Source organism: Halorientalis persicus (assembly GCF_900110215.1).
Classification (GTDB): Archaea; Halobacteriota; Halobacteria; order Halobacteriales; family Haloarculaceae; genus Halorientalis; species Halorientalis persica.
The window spans coordinates 76,276-90,314 of record NZ_FOCX01000003.1; the positions used below are offsets into that span (position 1 = coordinate 76,276).

Here is a 14,039-nt window from a genome sequence, read left to right on the forward strand (position 1 = left end):
GTCTGTTCGTACGTCCAGCGATTCGCCATGGACGACGGGAGTCGTTGCATCAGTACGTGATTCGATATACAATCATATGGGAAGTCCTTTCAATAGTGATCGAAATCTGAATTTTGTGGCGAAAATGAGCCTGAACGTGGCGCATCTCGGCGATAGAACTGGAAAGATACGATTCCGAGCCCGGTTCGGTGACGAATCGGTCACCGGGAGGCGGGAGGTGGTCGTATGAGCGTCATCCTCTACGGGGTCGGCGGGGCCATCGTGGTGATGTTGGCGGTCGGGCTGTACGTCTCCCAAAAGATCGAGGGCGACAGCATCAACTACATCGTCGCGGGGCGGGGGTTGATCCTCCCGCTGGCGGCGGCGACGCTGATGGCCCAGTCGCTGGACGCGAACGCGACGCTTGGCAACACCGACCTGGTCGCCTCGGCCGGGTTCTGGGCCGGCGCGGCACTGCCGATCGGACTGGCGCTGTGTCTGTTCATCACCGGCCTCTTTTTCGCCAAGCCGATGAACCGGATGAACCTCACGACGTTACCGGACTTCTTCCGGCGCAAGTACGGCCGAACCGTCGAGATGATCGCGAGTTTCATCATGGTCATCAGTTACGCTTTCCTGCTGGCGGGGAACCTCGTGGCCGGTGGCTACCTGTTCCAGACGTTCGTCGGTACCAGCTACGCGGTCGGCGTCGTGTTGATCGCCGCCATCGTGTTCGCCTACACCATCGCGGGCGGCCTGTTCGCGGTCGCGTACACCGACGTGATCCAGGCGTTCGTGGCCTTTTTCGGCTCGATCGGTCTGATCGTCTTCGTGGCGACCCAGTACGGTATCACCATCCCCGACGGGATGGGGCCGATGGCGCTGGGCCAGCTCACCGACCCGAGCCAGGGCGCGTACATCAACCTCGCGACCATCGTCGCGCTGGGACTCGGTGACATCGTCGCCATCGACTTCATGGAGCGAGTGTTCGCCGCCGACAGCCCCGAGACGGCCCAGCGGGCCTGTTTCATCGGCGCGGCCGGCACGCTGATCATCGGTATCCCCTTCTCCATCGTCGCGCTGTCCTCGGGATCGATCCTGGCGAGTCTGGGGATCGAACCCGGGAGTCAGGCGGTGCTGTACGTGCTCCTGCAAAACGCCGTGCCGCCGTGGCTCGCGGCCGTCGTCATCGCAGGGATCGTCGCCGCCTCCTTCTCGACCAGTGACGGCGCGATCCTCGGAACGTCCTCGGTGATGGCCCGCAACATCGTCGGCATCCGGGTCGACGAGGAACACAGTTCCGGCGAGGCCGTGGCGGCCGACGGCGGTTCGAGCGGCTTCTTCAGCGGCGAGAGCGACAAACTGCTGAAGGTGACGCGGCTGATGGCCGTCCCGATCACGTTGCTGGGCATCTTCTTCGCGCTCCGGGTCTCGGCGACCGGGATGTTGCTCGTGCTGGCGTTCGACATCATGCTCGCCGGCGCGCTGGTGCCGCTCGTGTTCGGCCTCTACTGGCCGGACCTGGCGAACACGCCGGCCGCACTGACCTCGATGGTGGCGGGCTCGGTCACCAGGCTGGTCTTTTTCGTCCTGCTCCCGACGACCTACGCATACGAGAACACGCTGCTGTACATCCCCAACGACATCTTCACCGCGGCGTTCGACGGCCTGCCGACGTTCATCGCCGCCGCAGTGAGCCTCGTCGTGTTCGTCGTCGTCGGCTACGCCACCCGCGACAGCTACGGGAGCCGCCCGCTCGACGACGAGGGTCACCGGACCATCGTCGCCGGCGGTGACGACGGCGACGAATAAGACGTTCGTCGACTGATGTCCACTCTTGGTACTCTTTCCTGAATCAGTAAGCGCTTAAGCCGCCAACCAAAACCCAGGATAGAGAATAGATGGACGATCATCGAACGCGTGTTCGCAGCCGACGGAGTGAGTTGCCGTGAACCGGGACCCGATCCGGATGAAGCGGAAAGTCCAGCAGTTGGGCTCGTCGACGCTCGGTGTGACGGTGCCGGCGGACTGGGTCCGACACCACGGCATCGAGAAAGGCGACGAACTCATCATGCAACGCGACGAGAGCGGCGGGTCGCTGCTGCTCGTCCCCGAGGATCCGACGATCTCCGACGAGGAGGCGACCGTCGACGCGGACTCGTTGGACGCCGACGCCCTGGAGCGGGCGGTCGAGACACAGTACGTGCTGGGTCGACAGCTCATCCGTATCGCCGGAACGGAGCCGCTGACCGACGCCCAGCGTGACGCCGTCCTCAGCGCCGAGCGCCGGCTCATGGGTCTGGGTATCGTCGAGGAACGCGATACGGAGATCACGGTCCGGTGTTCGATCGCGCCGACGGACTTCGAACTCGGGACCCTGCTGGGCCGGCTCTACCGGACGGAGACCACGATGCGCCGGGACGCCCTGACCGCTCTCAAGGAGGGCGACGCCGACGCGGCCGAGCGCGCCATCGACCGGCAGTCACAGGTCCGGAAGCTGTTCTACCTGTTCCTCCGGATCGTCTTCGCGACCTACCGCAACCCCCGGCTGAACCGGGCGGTCGGCCTCGATACGGGCTTTCCCCTGATCGGCTATCGCTCTGCGGTCCAGGACATCGTGTTGATGGCCGACGCCGCCACCGAGATCGCCGCGCTGGTCCGCGACCACGACACGACGGCGCTGGACGAAGAGACCGCCGCCCACATCGACGCGCTCGCGGACACCCTCGATACGGCCGCGGAAGCCACTCGCACCGCGGTCGTCACCCCCGACTACGACACGACCTGTGAGTCCCGGACGGCGCTCGAACGCGTCGACGACCACGTGGCGGAGGTGAACGCCTACCTCCGTGACCGCCGACCGGAACCCCTCCTCGTCCTCCAGCGCGCCGTCGATATGCTCGAACGGAGCGCCCGCCACACTCGGGACACCCTCGCCGTCGCCACCCACCTCGCCTTCCGCGAGGACCCCGACCTGGTCACCGCCGAGTGACGGCAGCTTCCGTTCCCCCCACACCACCCCGTCGGCGACGGTTACCTCTAGGACCTTAATGACCCAGTGACAGTCACTGGACCCAGCCGTACATGGGGTACCGTATTACACATCTCAGGGAACGCTTTTGAATACTGATCGATCACACAGAAACGTCGACGAAAACGCGACGAACGATTCACGTTCGAGTTCGCAGATACACAAAACTATGACCGACGACAGATCAGGCCGCGACATCTACGGCGAGGCGTACGACGAGGCGAACGAACCCATCTTCTCGGGGATCCCCACCTTCCTGAAGCTTCCGGAGGTAGATCGCGGGGACCTCGACGAGGAGGACGTGGACGTAGGCATTCTGGGCGCACCGCTTGACACGGCGACGACGATCCGGCCGGGCACCCGGTACGGCCCCCGTGCGGTGCGGGCCGCCTCCACGGTTCCCTCGCCGCCGTACCGGCACTTCAACATCGAGACCGGCGTCGACCCATTCGATCACTTCAGCGTCGCCGACACGGGCGATGCGGCGGTTTCGCCCGGCGACACCCGCCAGAGCCAGCTCAACATCGAGGACGCCGTCGCCGAGATCAGCGAGCAGGCGACGCCCATCGTTATCGGCGGCGACCACTCGATCAGCTACCCGGACATCAAGGGCTGGGCCGAGGCCAACGGCTACGAAGACGTTGGCCTGATCCACTTCGACTGTCACGCCGACACCGGCGAGGACGGCCTCACCGGCTTCGAGTACGACCACGGCGCGTGGGTCGCACGCGTGTTCGACGACGACCTCGTGACCGGCGAGAACTACACGCTGATCGGCCCACGCGGGTTCTGGCCCGGCCCGGACATCTACGAGGAGATGCGCGAGGAGGGTATGAAGTGGTACACCGCGATGGAGGTCGGGAACATGGATCTCGACGACATCGTGACCGACGCCGTCCAGCGCGCCACCGAGGGGACCGACGCGGTGTGGGTCTCCTTCGACGTGGACGTGATGGAACCGGCCTTCGCGCCCGGTACCGGCGAACCCGAACCCGGCGGCCTGATGCCCCGCGAGGCCATCTACATGATCCGCGAGGTCGTCAAGGCCCTGGACCCCGAGGACTTCGGCTTCGACGTGGTCGAGGTTTCGCCGGCCTACGACACCAGCGACACCAACTCCTACAACGGCGGCGTCACCAGCGGCTTCGCCAACCGCCTCATCATCGAGGTGCTGGGGAGCATGGCGCTGGCCGACCAGGGTCTGGAGTCGGGCGACCCGATCAAGCCCAAGGAACCGCTGGGTCCGACCGGGGAGACGGAAGCGCCCGCGGACGACTAGACGAGACGAATGCCACGAGGGCGACCCAAGCGCCGTTTTTCCCGCCTGTCCCGTGGACGTAGCCCTTAACCGCCTGCCCGTCCAATCGGTCGGTATGACAGACAGAGAGCCCGACGACTACGAGTTCTCGGAGGGGCAGGGGTTCGAGGACCCCTACGACGAGTTCGATATGGACCCGCCGGAACTCGACGTGGACCCGGACAAGGTCGACCCCATCGACTCCCGGGCGCTCACGGATATGCTCGACGAGCGCAACCTCGCGAGCGAGGCGGTCGACGCCGAGGAGTTGCTCGACGTGGCGCTGTCGTATATGCAGATCAACCGCTTCGAGCAGGCCGCCGACGCCTTCGAGCGGGTCGCCCAGTTTTCCGAGGACGACCGGATCGAACAGGAGGCCTGGGTCAACAAGGGCGCGGCCCACGCCCAGCTCGAGGAGTACGACATGGCCATCGGCGCGTATCGGGAGGCCATCGACATCGACGACGCCAGCGAACACGCGGCCACCGCAGAGACCAACCTGGCGTACGCCCTCTGGGAGTTCGGCCGTACCGAGGAGGCCCTGGAGCACGCAGAACGCGCCGTCGAGATCGACGAACGGTTCGCCGAAGCCTGGTACAACCGCGGCTTCTTCCTGCTGGAACGGGGCCTCGCCGAGGACGCGCTGAACGCCTTCGACAACGCGATCCGACTGGGCGAGCGTAACACCCGCATCCTGGAGGAGAAAGCCCGTGCACTCGAAGAGATGGGCGAGTTCGACAGAGCCGAGGAGGTCGCCCAGGAGGCAGAAGAGATGCGCGAGGAAGCCGAAGCGGATCTGGTCGACGAGCAACAGCAACAGCAACTGGAATGATCCTCAACGAGCGCGACACGGACGAGGGACTGCTCGTCTCGGTCTGTGACCCCGACGTGCTCGGGGAGACCTTCGAGAACGGCCAGGTCTCGCTCACGGTCGACGCGGACTTCTACGACGGCGAGGAAGTCGACGAGGAGGCCGTCGTCGACAGCCTCGCCCGCTGTGCCGTCGCCAACATCGTCGGCACCCGCGCCGTCGAAGTCGCCATCGAACACGGCTTCGTCGAGGAGGGCAACGTCCTCGACATCGAGGACACGCGCCACGCCCAGCTGTTGCGGATGTGAGCACTACGCACGGCCATCCCGGATCGTAAGGGAAAGGGGTCGGGGTGGACTCGTGTCGACCGATGAGCGAATTCGCATTCACGACGTCGATCCCGATCCGCTATCGCGATCTGGACCCCTGGGATCACGTCAACAACGCCGTCTACGCGACGTATCTGGAGGAGGCCCGAACGGAGTACCTCGACACCGTCTTCGAGACGCCGATGGAGGCACGGGACTTCGTGCTGGCCAATCTGGAACTCGACTACCGCGCACCGATCACCTACGACAGCGGCGGGGTCGAGATCGCTGTCCGGGCCGCCGAGCTGGGATCGTCGAGTCTGACCCTCTCCTACGAGGTCCGTCGGAGCGATGGGGTCGTCTCGGCCACCGGCGAGACCACACAGGTCCACATGGGTGAAGACGGCACGCCGACGCCCCTGCCCGAGGAGTGGCGGACGGCCATCGCGGAGTTCGAGCCCGACCTCTCGTAACCGCTAACGGCTAGTTCTCGTCGGTCGGACCGAAGGAGTGTTGGGTCCGGAACCCCTCCATACTGACAATGGAGACCACCGAATCAGCGCCGCTTTCCGTCGAGGATATCCGGTCGGACTTCCCGATTCTGGAGCGGGAGTTCGACGGGACGCCCCTGGTTTATCTCGACAACGCGGCGACGAGTCAGACGCCCGAGCCGGTCGTCGACGCTATCGTGGAGTACTACCACACGTACAACTCGAACGTTCACCGCGGCCTCCACCAGCTCTCACAGGAGGCCTCGATCGCCTACGAGGACGCACACGACCGCGTTGCGGAGTTCATCGGTGCCTCCGGCGAGCGCGAGGAGATCGTCTTCACGAAAAACGCCACGGAGTCGATGAACACCGTCGCCTACGCGTGGGGGCTGGAAGAACTCGGGCCGGGCGACGAGATCGTCCTGACGGAGATGGAACACCACGCGGCGCTGGTCACCTGGCAACAGATCGCCAAGAAGACCGGTGCCACAGTCCGATTCATCGAGGTCGACGACGAAGGGTACCTCGACATGGACCACGCCCGCGAGCTGATCGGCCCCGACACCGCGATGGTCAGCGTCGTCCACGTCTCGAACACCCTCGGTACTGTGAACCCCGTCTCGGAACTGACCGATCTGGCCCACGAACAGGACGCGCTGATCTTCGTCGACGGGGCCCAGTCGGTCCCGCATATGCCCGTCGACGTGGAGGCGATCGACGCCGACTTCTTCGCCTTCTCCGGCCACAAGATGTGTGGCCCGACCGGCGTGGGCGTCCTCTACGGCAAAAAGCACCTGCTCGAGGAGATGCAGCCGTACCTCTACGGTGGCATGATGATCGAGAAGGTCACCTTCGAGGACTCGACGTGGCACGAACTCCCCTGGAAGTTCGAGGCCGGCACGCCAGTCATCGCGCAGGGCATCGCCCTCGCCGAGGCGTGTGACTACCTCGACGAGATCGGGATGGACAACGTGAAGCGCCACGGCGAGGCCCTGGCCGAGTACGCCCACGAGCGCCTCTCGGAGTTCGACGATATCGAGATCCTCGGCCCGCCGGCCGACGACCGCGGCGCGCTGGTCTCGTTCAACCTCGACACCGTCCACGCCCACGACGTGTCCGAGATTCTGAACGCTCACGGCGTGGCGGTCCGGGCTGGCGACCACTGCACCCAGCCCCTCCACGACAAACTCGGCGTCCCCGCCTCCGCCCGGGCATCCTTCTACATCTACAACACGCGGGAGGAAGTGGACAAACTGGTCGAGGGGCTCGAAGACGCGCGGGAGTTGTTCGCCTGAGCGTCCGCGCGAACGAAGTGAGCGCGGTTCCCGCGCCGCGGAGCGAGGGCGCGCCCTTTTTGCTCCAGCTTTTTGCGGCGAGTGGTGCGCTCCGTGCACCCGAGGCCGAAAAAGGTGGTCTCACAACCGCCGGAACTGGATCGCTGCGTGGGCGAACAACACGACGGCCACCGCGAAGTACGCGACGGCTGGCAGTTGCCAGTCGATAGCGCCGGTCGTGCGGCCGACACCGTAGGCCAACAGCCCGACACCGAGGACGAACACGACCGCCGCCATCGCCCAGCGAACGCCGGATTCGTCCGTGATGGCGGAGCGACCGAGCATCGTTCGGATAGATGACACCACCCCGAATAAATCGGTCGGTCAGAGTACTGGGAGGATCAGGAAACGAACGGCCCAGAGCGCACCCATCCCGGCGGCCATGGTGGCGAAGACGTTCTCCGTGCGCCAGGCGACGATCGCGGCGAGGCCGCCGGCGACGAGTTTGTCGACCGCGAGGCCGCTCGCGTCGAGCGTGACGAACGCCGGGAGGACCAGCGCCGCGAGAACGGCCGCTGGGACGTACCGGAGCGGGCGTTCGAGTCGCGGCGGAATCTCGTCGAGGTAGCCGAAGAGCCCGATAAACGAGAGGCGGATGGCGTAGGTCAGGACGCCGATAACGAGGATGACGCCCCACACCAGCGGGTCGGCGTAGCTAGTGGCCATCGGTCGCGTCCACCTCCAGGGGCCGCTCGGCGAGCAGTCCCGCGACGATGCCGACCGACGCGCCGACGAGCAGGCCGAGGTTGAGCGGGAGGCCGGCACCGACGACGGCGATGGTGCCGCCCGCGAGACCCGCGACCGTGGTCGGGCCGTCCTCCATCGCGGGAACGAGCAGGGCGAGGAAGACGAGCGGGACGGCGAACTCCAGGCCCCAGGCGTCGGGGACGCCGGTGCCCAGCAGGACGCCGGCGGCGGTCGTGAGTTGCCAGACGACCCACAGCGTGGCGGCGACGCCGAGGTAGTAGGCGACGCGGTCGACCGACTCTTCGGCCCGGTAGCTGGCGATGGACAGCGCGTAGGCCTGGTCGGTCAGCAGGTAGGCCAGGCCAGCCTTGACGCGGCCGGCGAACGTCCGGAAGTGGGGGGCAATCGAGGCCGAGTACATCAACATACGGAGGTTGATGACGACGGCGGTGAGGACGACGACCGAGAGCGGTGCGTCCCGGCCGACGAGGTCCAGCGCGGCCAGCTGGGAGGCACCGGCGAAGACGATCACCGACATCCCGACGGCCTGCGTGAGGTCGAGGCCGGCGTTCGCGGCCGCGATGCCCGCGACGAGACCGAAGGGGGCGACGCCGAGCAGGAGGGGAGCCACGTCGCGAACGCCGCGACGGAAGTCTGCGCGGTTCATGGCTGGGGATATATCTGGTCGTGTTTACGCGTGACTATCCTCGCTGGAACCCGAGCAGCGGGTCAGTCGTCCGCGTCGTCGCCGCGGCGTGAGAACACCCACAGGAGGATGAGGATGCCCTCGACGCGGGCGACGGTGTAGACCCAGGGACGGAGTTCGACCTCGCTGTCGTCGGTGACGGCGAGGTCCATCCAGAAGTCGACGACTTTGCGGGGGGCGAGCAGTTCGGCGATACCGAGCAGGGCCAGCGGGAGTTGGAGTGCCATGTGGTCGGCTACGAAGGGGACAATAAAAACAGTTGACCCAAAACCAGGTTTGGTGTGCGGTCGGCGGTGCGGTTCGCGGTGCGGAAGTTGTCGAGCATCCGCGCGAACGGAGTGAGTGCGGTTCTCCGCGAGCGGCTCCGCCGCTCGCGCCTTTTTCACCCACGTTTTTCAAGGGGCGGTTCGCGCCGCTGGCGCGAACCCGACGCAGAAAAAGGTGGCTCGGAAGCCTTTTGCGTCGCACTCGTCTATCAATCAGTAACAATGGTCGGCGGCTCCGATATGTACCGACAGCAGATCCTCGATCACTACAAGAGCCCGCGTAACTACGGGGAGATGGAGGATCCAACGTTCACACACGTCGGCGAGAACCCGATGTGTGGCGACACCATCGAGATGCAGGTCCGCCTCGACGACGACGAGGAAGAGATCGAGTACGTCGCCTTCCAGGGCGATGGCTGTGCGATCTCACAGGCCTCGGCGTCGATGCTTTCCGAGAAACTCCAGGGGATGACGATCGAGGAACTCCGGGAACTGGATCGGGACGACGTAGTCGAGATGCTCGGCGTCGATATCTCACCGATGCGAATCAAGTGCGCCGTGCTGGCCGAGAAGGTGGCACAGGACGGCGCGGACATCTACTTCGGCGAACTGGACGTGGACAAGACCACGACCGAAGACGACGAGTAGCGCGGCGAGCGCAGCATCTTCTCGCGAGGCGAGACTGCGAGCAAGCGAGCAGTCGAGCCGTTGCGAGAAGGGGTTTTATACTAAATTTTGCGACGAGCGGTTCCAGAGCGAGCGGAGCGAGCGACGGAACCCGAGGACGTAAAATTTAGGCGTGACATCTACTTCGGCGAACTGGACGTGGACAAGACCACGACCGAAGACGACGACTGAGCGGGTGAGGCTGCGAGCGACGGGACGGTTTTCACGGACCGGTCACTGTGACGGATAGCGGATCGTGACGGCGGTGCCGTCCTCGTCGTTCTCGACGACGGCGACGTGGCCGCCGACGCGTTCGACGGCCAGGCGGACCATCCACAGGCCCAGGCCGGTGCCGTGGACGAGCGGGGTGGTCTCGTCGTCGCGCAGCGCCAGCAGTTCGCTCTCGGGGATGGGCGGGCCGTCGTCGGTGACGGTGAGTTTGATCCAGGGTTCGTTCGGGGGGACGCCGACGGTGACGACGACCTCGGGGTCGTCGGCGTCGGCGTGCTGGATGGCGTTCTCACAGAGTTCCGTCAGGGCGAGTTCGACCTCCGGGCGGATCGTGGCCGCGCCCTCGGAGGGGCGCAACATATGCACGTGGGCGTCCGGGTAGCGGTCGTTGAGGTCGCCCTCGACGCGTTCGAGGACGGTCGCGAGGTCGGTGGGTCGCCAGTCGTCCTCGGGCGAGAGGACCTGCCGGATGCGCTGGACCTTCTCGACGAGGCGGTCCCAGCGCCGGGCGATGTCCCGGACCTTCCGTGCGGAATCCTGCTCGGTCTCGTCGAGCGCGTCAGCGAGCAGGCGGGCGTGACTCAACACGACGGTCATGTCGTTGCGCAGGTTGTGCCGGAGCAGGCGGTTGAGGACGGTCGCCTGCCGGCGGCGTTGCTCGCGCATCGTGATGTCGACGAACAGAAACCGGGTGCCGACGACGCCGTCGCCGTCCGTTCGCGGGACGGCTCGCACGAGTGTGTGGACGACGGTCCCGTCGGCACACACCAACTTGCGTCGCTCTGTGACCGGATCGTCGTCGGCCGCCGGTCGTGCGTCGTCGGCCTCCAGCGCCGCCGCCGACTCGGGCGTGAACAGGTCCGCGAGCGGGCGGTCCTCCAGTGACTCGCGGTCGTAACCCAGCGTCTCGACGAACCGCTCGTTGCACACGTCGATCACCGCCTGCCCGTCCTCGGTTCGTGTGTGGACGTACATCACCGGCAGGTCTTCCAGCAGACACTGCCACTCCCCCGCATCATCAGCCCCCTGAGACATCGTCACCGGTTGTTTTCGAGTACTATTATTTGAAACCACCGCGGATTACGAGCCGTGTGGCACCGGTTTCGGTTGCGCCGGGCCCCGCGAGTTCGGCGGTTCATGTCATCCTAACTGAAGCATCGTGAGTCGGTCTCTCCAAGCGCGGTAACGGGGCGTTTTTCCTCGATGGCGGGCTACTACGTCCATGATCGAACTGGACGGCGGGGACGCAGGCGGGGGATACCTCCGGACCGCCCTCGCGATGGCGGCCCTGACCGAGCGGCCCGTCCGCGTCGAGAACGTCCGCGGCGACCGGCCCGAGCCGGGGTTGAAGCCCCAGCACGCCGCGGCCGTCGAGGCGGTCGCGGCGCTCTGTGACGCGACCGTCACTGGTGTGGATCAGGGTTCCGAGACCGTCATCTTCGAGCCCGGCGGGCGGCCGAGTGGATCGGCGTCGGTCGCGGTCGGAACCGCCGGGAGCATCACGCTCGTGTTCGACACGGTGCTCCCGCTGGCGCTGGCGGCGGACGCGCCGATCCGACTGCGTGTGACCGGTGGCACGGACGTGGCGTGGTCGCCACCGCTCACGACGTACCGCCGCGTGAAGCTCCCGCTCTTGCGACGACTGGGCGTTCCGGTCGCCGTCGACGCCACCCGCCGTGGGTTCTACCCCGTCGGCGGTGGCGCGGCGACGCTCACGCTCGGCCCGGCCGAACCGGACCCGCTCGCACTCGACGAGCGGGGCGATCCCGAGAGGGTGCGGGTGTACTCGCTCGCGAGCGCGGGACTGGCCGACGCCGACGTGGCCAAGCGCCAGGCCGAGGCCGCAGTTGATCGGCTGGAAAGTACAGGGCGGACGATCCACGAACGGGTGGTCGGCTACGTCGAGAGCGACTCGCCGGGGTCGGTCTGTACCGTACGAGCCGACTACGAGAACGGTATCGCGGGGCTGGACGCGCTGGGCGAGAAGGGCAAGCCGGCCGAAAAAGTGGGACGGGAACCGGTCGACGCGCTCGGTACCTTCGAGGAAACCGGTGCCGCGGTGGACCGGTATCTGGCGGATCAGCTGTTGCCGTTCCTGGCGATGGTGGGCGGCGCGGTGACCGTGCCGGCGGTGACCGATCACGTCGCGTCGGGCGTCGACCTGCTCGCGCGGTTTGGCTGTGACGTGACGGTCGCGGACGAAGCGACGGCGGCGGGTGGTCGGGCCCGGTTGCGGGTGGACGAACTGGCCGAGAACTGAGTGCCCGCGGGCAGTGAGTCTCGGGTAACTCCCCGTTTTATTCGGCGGGCTACCAAACTCGGGAGTGATGCCAACGGTCGACCCGCAACCGGACCGGTTCCGCGATCTGATGCTCGACGACCAGCCGGGGTTCGAGGACGTGCTGACCTGTGTGTTCGACGTACAGCGCCACGAGGCACGGACGTATCTGGAACTCACCGAGCGCCCCGACAGCACCGTCGCCGAACTGGCTGACGTGCTGGACCGGGACCGCAGCAACGTCAACCGGTCGCTGTCGACCCTCCGGGAGAAGGGGCTGGCCAGTCGCAACCGGCGACTGCTAGACGACGGTGGCCACGTCTACCAGTACACTGCGACGCCCGTCCCGGAGGCCCGCGAGTTGATGCACGAGACCTTAGACGAGTGGTGTGCCTACGTCCACGAACGGATCGACGAGTTCGGCGGCGAGACCTAGCGGACGGAAACCACCCCACTTTTGCGCCGCCGCGCCGTCCTGTCAGGTAATGGCAACCCTCGATCTCGATCTCGACGGCCCGCAGACGGTGCCGGAAGACGCCGACGACGGCGTCTGGCTGACCTGCATCGAGTGCGGCGAGACCTTCGCCCCCTTCGACGACGTGCGTTACACCTGCGACGACTGCGACGGCCTGCTGGAGGCCCGCTACGCCGACGCCCCCACCTTCGACGACTTCGAGGGGCGGGGCGTCTGGCGCTACAGCGAGGCCCTGCCCTTCGAGGAGGGGGTCACACTGCCCGAGGGCGACACGCCCCTGCACTACGCCCCGGATCTGGAGGACGACATCGGCGTGCGCAACCTCCGGATCAAACACGAGGGGATGAACCCCACCGGCTCGTTCAAGGACCGGGGGATGACGGTCGGCGTCCGGGTCGCACAGGAAGTCGGCGTCGACCGCCTGGCCTGTGCCTCGACGGGCAACACCAGCGCCGCGCTGTCGGCCTACGGGGCCCGCGCCAACCTCGAAACCCTCGTCCTCCTCCCCGCCGGGAAGGTCGCCGCCGGGAAGGTCGCCCAGGCCAGTCTCCACGGCGCGCGCATCCTCGAAGTCGACGGCAACTTCGACTCCTGTCTCGACATCGTTCAAGACTTAGCGGGCCGCGGCGAGGCCTACCTGCTGAACTCGCTGAACCCCTTCCGGCTGGAGGGCCAGAAGACCATCGGCTTCGAGATCCTCGAACGGTTCTACGAGGACGAGGGTCGGTTCCCCGACCGGATCGTCCTCCCCGTCGGGAACGCGGGCAACACCGCGGCGCTGTACAAGGCCTTCCGCGAACTCGTCCGGTCGGGCGCGCTCGCACCCGGCGACGTACCCAAACTCACCGGCGTGCAGGCCGAGGGGGCCGCGCCGATGGTCGAGGCCATCGAGAACGACTGGGAGGACACCGAGCGCTGGGACGAGGTCGAGACCCGCGCGACCGCCATCCGCATCGGCAACCCGGTCAACGCGCCGAAGGCCCTGCCCGGCATCCGCAACACGGGCGGGACCGCCGTCGCCGTCTCCGACGAGCGCATCACCGAGGCCCAGCGCGATCTCGCCGAGCAGGGCATCGGCGTCGAACCCGCCTCGGCCGCTTCCGTCGCCGGCCTGCGGAAACTCCGGCTGGCCGGCGAGGTCGACCCCGGCGAGGACGTGGTCTGTCTGACCACCGGCCACCTGCTGAAGGACCCCGAGGCCGCCGCCGAGGCCGGCGCGGATCCCGAACCCGTCCCCAACGACACGGACAAAGTCCTCGACCACCTCGCGGGCAAGCGGGTCGACGGCAGCGGCGACGGTCTACTCGGGAAGATGCTCGGCAAACTCCGCTAACCAGTCGTCGCGACGACGGACGATCGACCGGCACGTGTGTGTCGGTCGGTACGGTTCTCGCTGGGCCGTGTCTCGACTGCTTGGGCGAGTGAGTCGCTCGGCGGATTCAAGTGGGTGAGACGCGGTGTGTGTGACTAGAGCTCACG

Annotated in this window: 17 protein-coding genes; 12 read left to right on the forward strand and 5 right to left on the reverse strand. The window is 66.5% G+C overall.

Features of this window, described 5'->3' with window-relative positions:
* Nucleotides 1–225: 225 nt before the first annotated feature.
* The 7 genes from BMX17_RS04130 (at nt 226) to BMX17_RS04160 (ending at nt 7,212) form a co-directional block, all read left to right on the forward strand.
* Nucleotides 226–1,791, forward strand: a complete 1,566-nt coding sequence (locus BMX17_RS04130; RefSeq protein ID WP_092657961.1) for a high affinity choline transporter 1 — start codon at nt 226–228, stop codon at nt 1,789–1,791.
* A gap of 157 nt (nt 1,792–1,948) precedes the next feature.
* Complete coding sequence (locus BMX17_RS04135) at nt 1,949–2,971, forward strand: phosphate signaling complex PhoU family protein (protein WP_092658455.1); 1,023 nt, start codon at nt 1,949–1,951, stop codon at nt 2,969–2,971.
* A gap of 208 nt (nt 2,972–3,179) precedes the next feature.
* The gene (locus BMX17_RS04140; RefSeq protein ID WP_092657963.1) at nt 3,180–4,289 is read left to right on the forward strand and encodes an agmatinase family protein; all 1,110 of its coding nucleotides are present in this window, start codon (nt 3,180–3,182) and stop codon (nt 4,287–4,289) included.
* Between the two features lie 94 nt (nt 4,290–4,383).
* Complete coding sequence (locus BMX17_RS04145; protein WP_092657965.1) at nt 4,384–5,139, forward strand: tetratricopeptide repeat protein; 756 nt, start codon at nt 4,384–4,386, stop codon at nt 5,137–5,139.
* On the forward strand, nt 5,136–5,426 hold the full coding sequence (locus BMX17_RS04150) for a DUF424 domain-containing protein (RefSeq protein ID WP_092657967.1): 291 nt from the start codon (nt 5,136–5,138) through the stop codon (nt 5,424–5,426). The genes BMX17_RS04145 and BMX17_RS04150 overlap by 4 nt, the downstream gene beginning before the upstream one ends.
* Before the next feature lie 62 nt (nt 5,427–5,488).
* A complete protein-coding gene (locus BMX17_RS04155; RefSeq protein ID WP_092657969.1) occupies nt 5,489–5,899 on the forward strand; it encodes an acyl-CoA thioesterase in 411 nt (136 codons plus the stop codon).
* A 68-nt stretch (nt 5,900–5,967) separates the two neighbouring features.
* Nucleotides 5,968–7,212: an aminotransferase class V-fold PLP-dependent enzyme gene (locus BMX17_RS04160; protein ID WP_092657971.1), complete on the forward strand. Its 1,245-nt coding sequence runs from the start codon at nt 5,968–5,970 to the stop codon at nt 7,210–7,212.
* A 120-nt stretch (nt 7,213–7,332) separates the two neighbouring features.
* On the opposite strand, the gene BMX17_RS04165 is transcribed toward BMX17_RS04160, so the two are convergent.
* From BMX17_RS04165 to BMX17_RS04180, 4 genes are all read right to left on the reverse strand, one after another.
* Nucleotides 7,333–7,536, reverse strand: coding sequence for a hypothetical protein (locus BMX17_RS04165; protein WP_092657973.1), 204 nt, complete (start codon nt 7,534–7,536; stop codon nt 7,333–7,335).
* Between the two features lie 39 nt (nt 7,537–7,575).
* Nucleotides 7,576–7,917 (reverse strand): AzlD domain-containing protein, encoded by a 342-nt coding sequence (locus BMX17_RS04170; protein ID WP_092657975.1) that lies wholly within the window; start codon nt 7,915–7,917, stop codon nt 7,576–7,578.
* On the reverse strand, nt 7,907–8,605 hold the full coding sequence (locus BMX17_RS04175) for an AzlC family ABC transporter permease (protein WP_092657977.1): 699 nt from the start codon (nt 8,603–8,605) through the stop codon (nt 7,907–7,909). The genes BMX17_RS04170 and BMX17_RS04175 overlap by 11 nt, the downstream gene beginning before the upstream one ends.
* Nucleotides 8,606–8,667: 62 nt before the next feature.
* Nucleotides 8,668–8,871 (reverse strand): hypothetical protein, encoded by a 204-nt coding sequence (locus BMX17_RS04180; RefSeq protein WP_092657979.1) that lies wholly within the window; start codon nt 8,869–8,871, stop codon nt 8,668–8,670.
* A 261-nt stretch (nt 8,872–9,132) separates the two neighbouring features.
* On the opposite strand from BMX17_RS04180, the gene sufU reads away from it, so the two are divergent.
* Both sufU and BMX17_RS27235 read left to right on the forward strand, forming a co-directional pair.
* Nucleotides 9,133–9,558 carry a Fe-S cluster assembly sulfur transfer protein SufU gene (gene sufU, locus BMX17_RS04185; RefSeq protein ID WP_092657981.1) on the forward strand — a complete coding sequence of 142 codons (426 nt, stop codon included), beginning with the start codon at nt 9,133–9,135 and terminating at the stop codon, nt 9,556–9,558.
* A gap of 87 nt (nt 9,559–9,645) precedes the next feature.
* Nucleotides 9,646–9,768: a hypothetical protein gene (locus tag BMX17_RS27235; protein WP_280141355.1), complete on the forward strand. Its 123-nt coding sequence runs from the start codon at nt 9,646–9,648 to the stop codon at nt 9,766–9,768.
* 42 nt (nt 9,769–9,810) lie between these two features.
* Here the strand turns inward: BMX17_RS27235 and BMX17_RS04190 are convergent, their stop codons facing one another.
* Nucleotides 9,811–10,842 (reverse strand): PAS domain-containing sensor histidine kinase, encoded by a 1,032-nt coding sequence (locus BMX17_RS04190; RefSeq protein WP_139203421.1) that lies wholly within the window; start codon nt 10,840–10,842, stop codon nt 9,811–9,813.
* A gap of 187 nt (nt 10,843–11,029) precedes the next feature.
* Between BMX17_RS04190 and rtcA the strand changes: the two genes are divergently transcribed.
* The 3 genes from rtcA (at nt 11,030) to thrC (ending at nt 13,893) form a co-directional block, all read left to right on the forward strand.
* Entirely contained in the window at nt 11,030–12,067 is a 1,038-nt protein-coding gene (gene rtcA / locus BMX17_RS04195) for an RNA 3'-terminal phosphate cyclase (RefSeq protein WP_092657985.1), read from the forward strand.
* Between the two features lie 67 nt (nt 12,068–12,134).
* Nucleotides 12,135–12,521 carry a helix-turn-helix domain-containing protein gene (locus BMX17_RS04200; protein WP_092657987.1) on the forward strand — a complete coding sequence of 129 codons (387 nt, stop codon included), beginning with the start codon at nt 12,135–12,137 and terminating at the stop codon, nt 12,519–12,521.
* A 49-nt stretch (nt 12,522–12,570) separates the two neighbouring features.
* Nucleotides 12,571–13,893, forward strand: coding sequence for a threonine synthase (thrC, locus tag BMX17_RS04205; protein WP_092657989.1), 1,323 nt, complete (start codon nt 12,571–12,573; stop codon nt 13,891–13,893).
* Nucleotides 13,894–14,039 lie beyond the last annotated feature (146 nt).

Excerpts from the sequence above, each read along its gene's own strand:
- BMX17_RS04130 (WP_092657961.1), top strand. The coding sequence starts at position 226 with ATGAGCGTCATCCTCTACGGGGTCGGCGGGGCCATCGTGGTGATGTTG.
- BMX17_RS04135 (WP_092658455.1), top strand. The coding sequence starts at position 1,949 with ATGAAGCGGAAAGTCCAGCAGTTGGGCTCGTCGACGCTCGGTGTGACG.
- BMX17_RS04140 (WP_092657963.1), top strand. The coding sequence starts at position 3,180 with ATGACCGACGACAGATCAGGCCGCGACATCTACGGCGAGGCGTACGAC.
- BMX17_RS04145 (WP_092657965.1), top strand. The coding sequence starts at position 4,384 with ATGACAGACAGAGAGCCCGACGACTACGAGTTCTCGGAGGGGCAGGGG.
- BMX17_RS04150 (WP_092657967.1), top strand. The coding sequence starts at position 5,136 with ATGATCCTCAACGAGCGCGACACGGACGAGGGACTGCTCGTCTCGGTC.
- BMX17_RS04155 (WP_092657969.1), top strand. The coding sequence starts at position 5,489 with ATGAGCGAATTCGCATTCACGACGTCGATCCCGATCCGCTATCGCGAT.
- BMX17_RS04160 (WP_092657971.1), top strand. The coding sequence starts at position 5,968 with ATGGAGACCACCGAATCAGCGCCGCTTTCCGTCGAGGATATCCGGTCG.
- BMX17_RS04165 (WP_092657973.1), bottom strand. The coding sequence starts at position 7,536 with ATGCTCGGTCGCTCCGCCATCACGGACGAATCCGGCGTTCGCTGGGCG.
- BMX17_RS04170 (WP_092657975.1), bottom strand. The coding sequence starts at position 7,917 with ATGGCCACTAGCTACGCCGACCCGCTGGTGTGGGGCGTCATCCTCGTT.
- BMX17_RS04175 (WP_092657977.1), bottom strand. The coding sequence starts at position 8,605 with ATGAACCGCGCAGACTTCCGTCGCGGCGTTCGCGACGTGGCTCCCCTC.
- BMX17_RS04180 (WP_092657979.1), bottom strand. The coding sequence starts at position 8,871 with ATGGCACTCCAACTCCCGCTGGCCCTGCTCGGTATCGCCGAACTGCTC.
- sufU (WP_092657981.1), top strand. The coding sequence starts at position 9,133 with ATGGTCGGCGGCTCCGATATGTACCGACAGCAGATCCTCGATCACTAC.
- BMX17_RS04190 (WP_139203421.1), bottom strand. The coding sequence starts at position 10,842 with ATGTCTCAGGGGGCTGATGATGCGGGGGAGTGGCAGTGTCTGCTGGAA.
- rtcA (WP_092657985.1), top strand. The coding sequence starts at position 11,030 with ATGATCGAACTGGACGGCGGGGACGCAGGCGGGGGATACCTCCGGACC.
- BMX17_RS04200 (WP_092657987.1), top strand. The coding sequence starts at position 12,135 with ATGCCAACGGTCGACCCGCAACCGGACCGGTTCCGCGATCTGATGCTC.
- thrC (WP_092657989.1), top strand. The coding sequence starts at position 12,571 with ATGGCAACCCTCGATCTCGATCTCGACGGCCCGCAGACGGTGCCGGAA.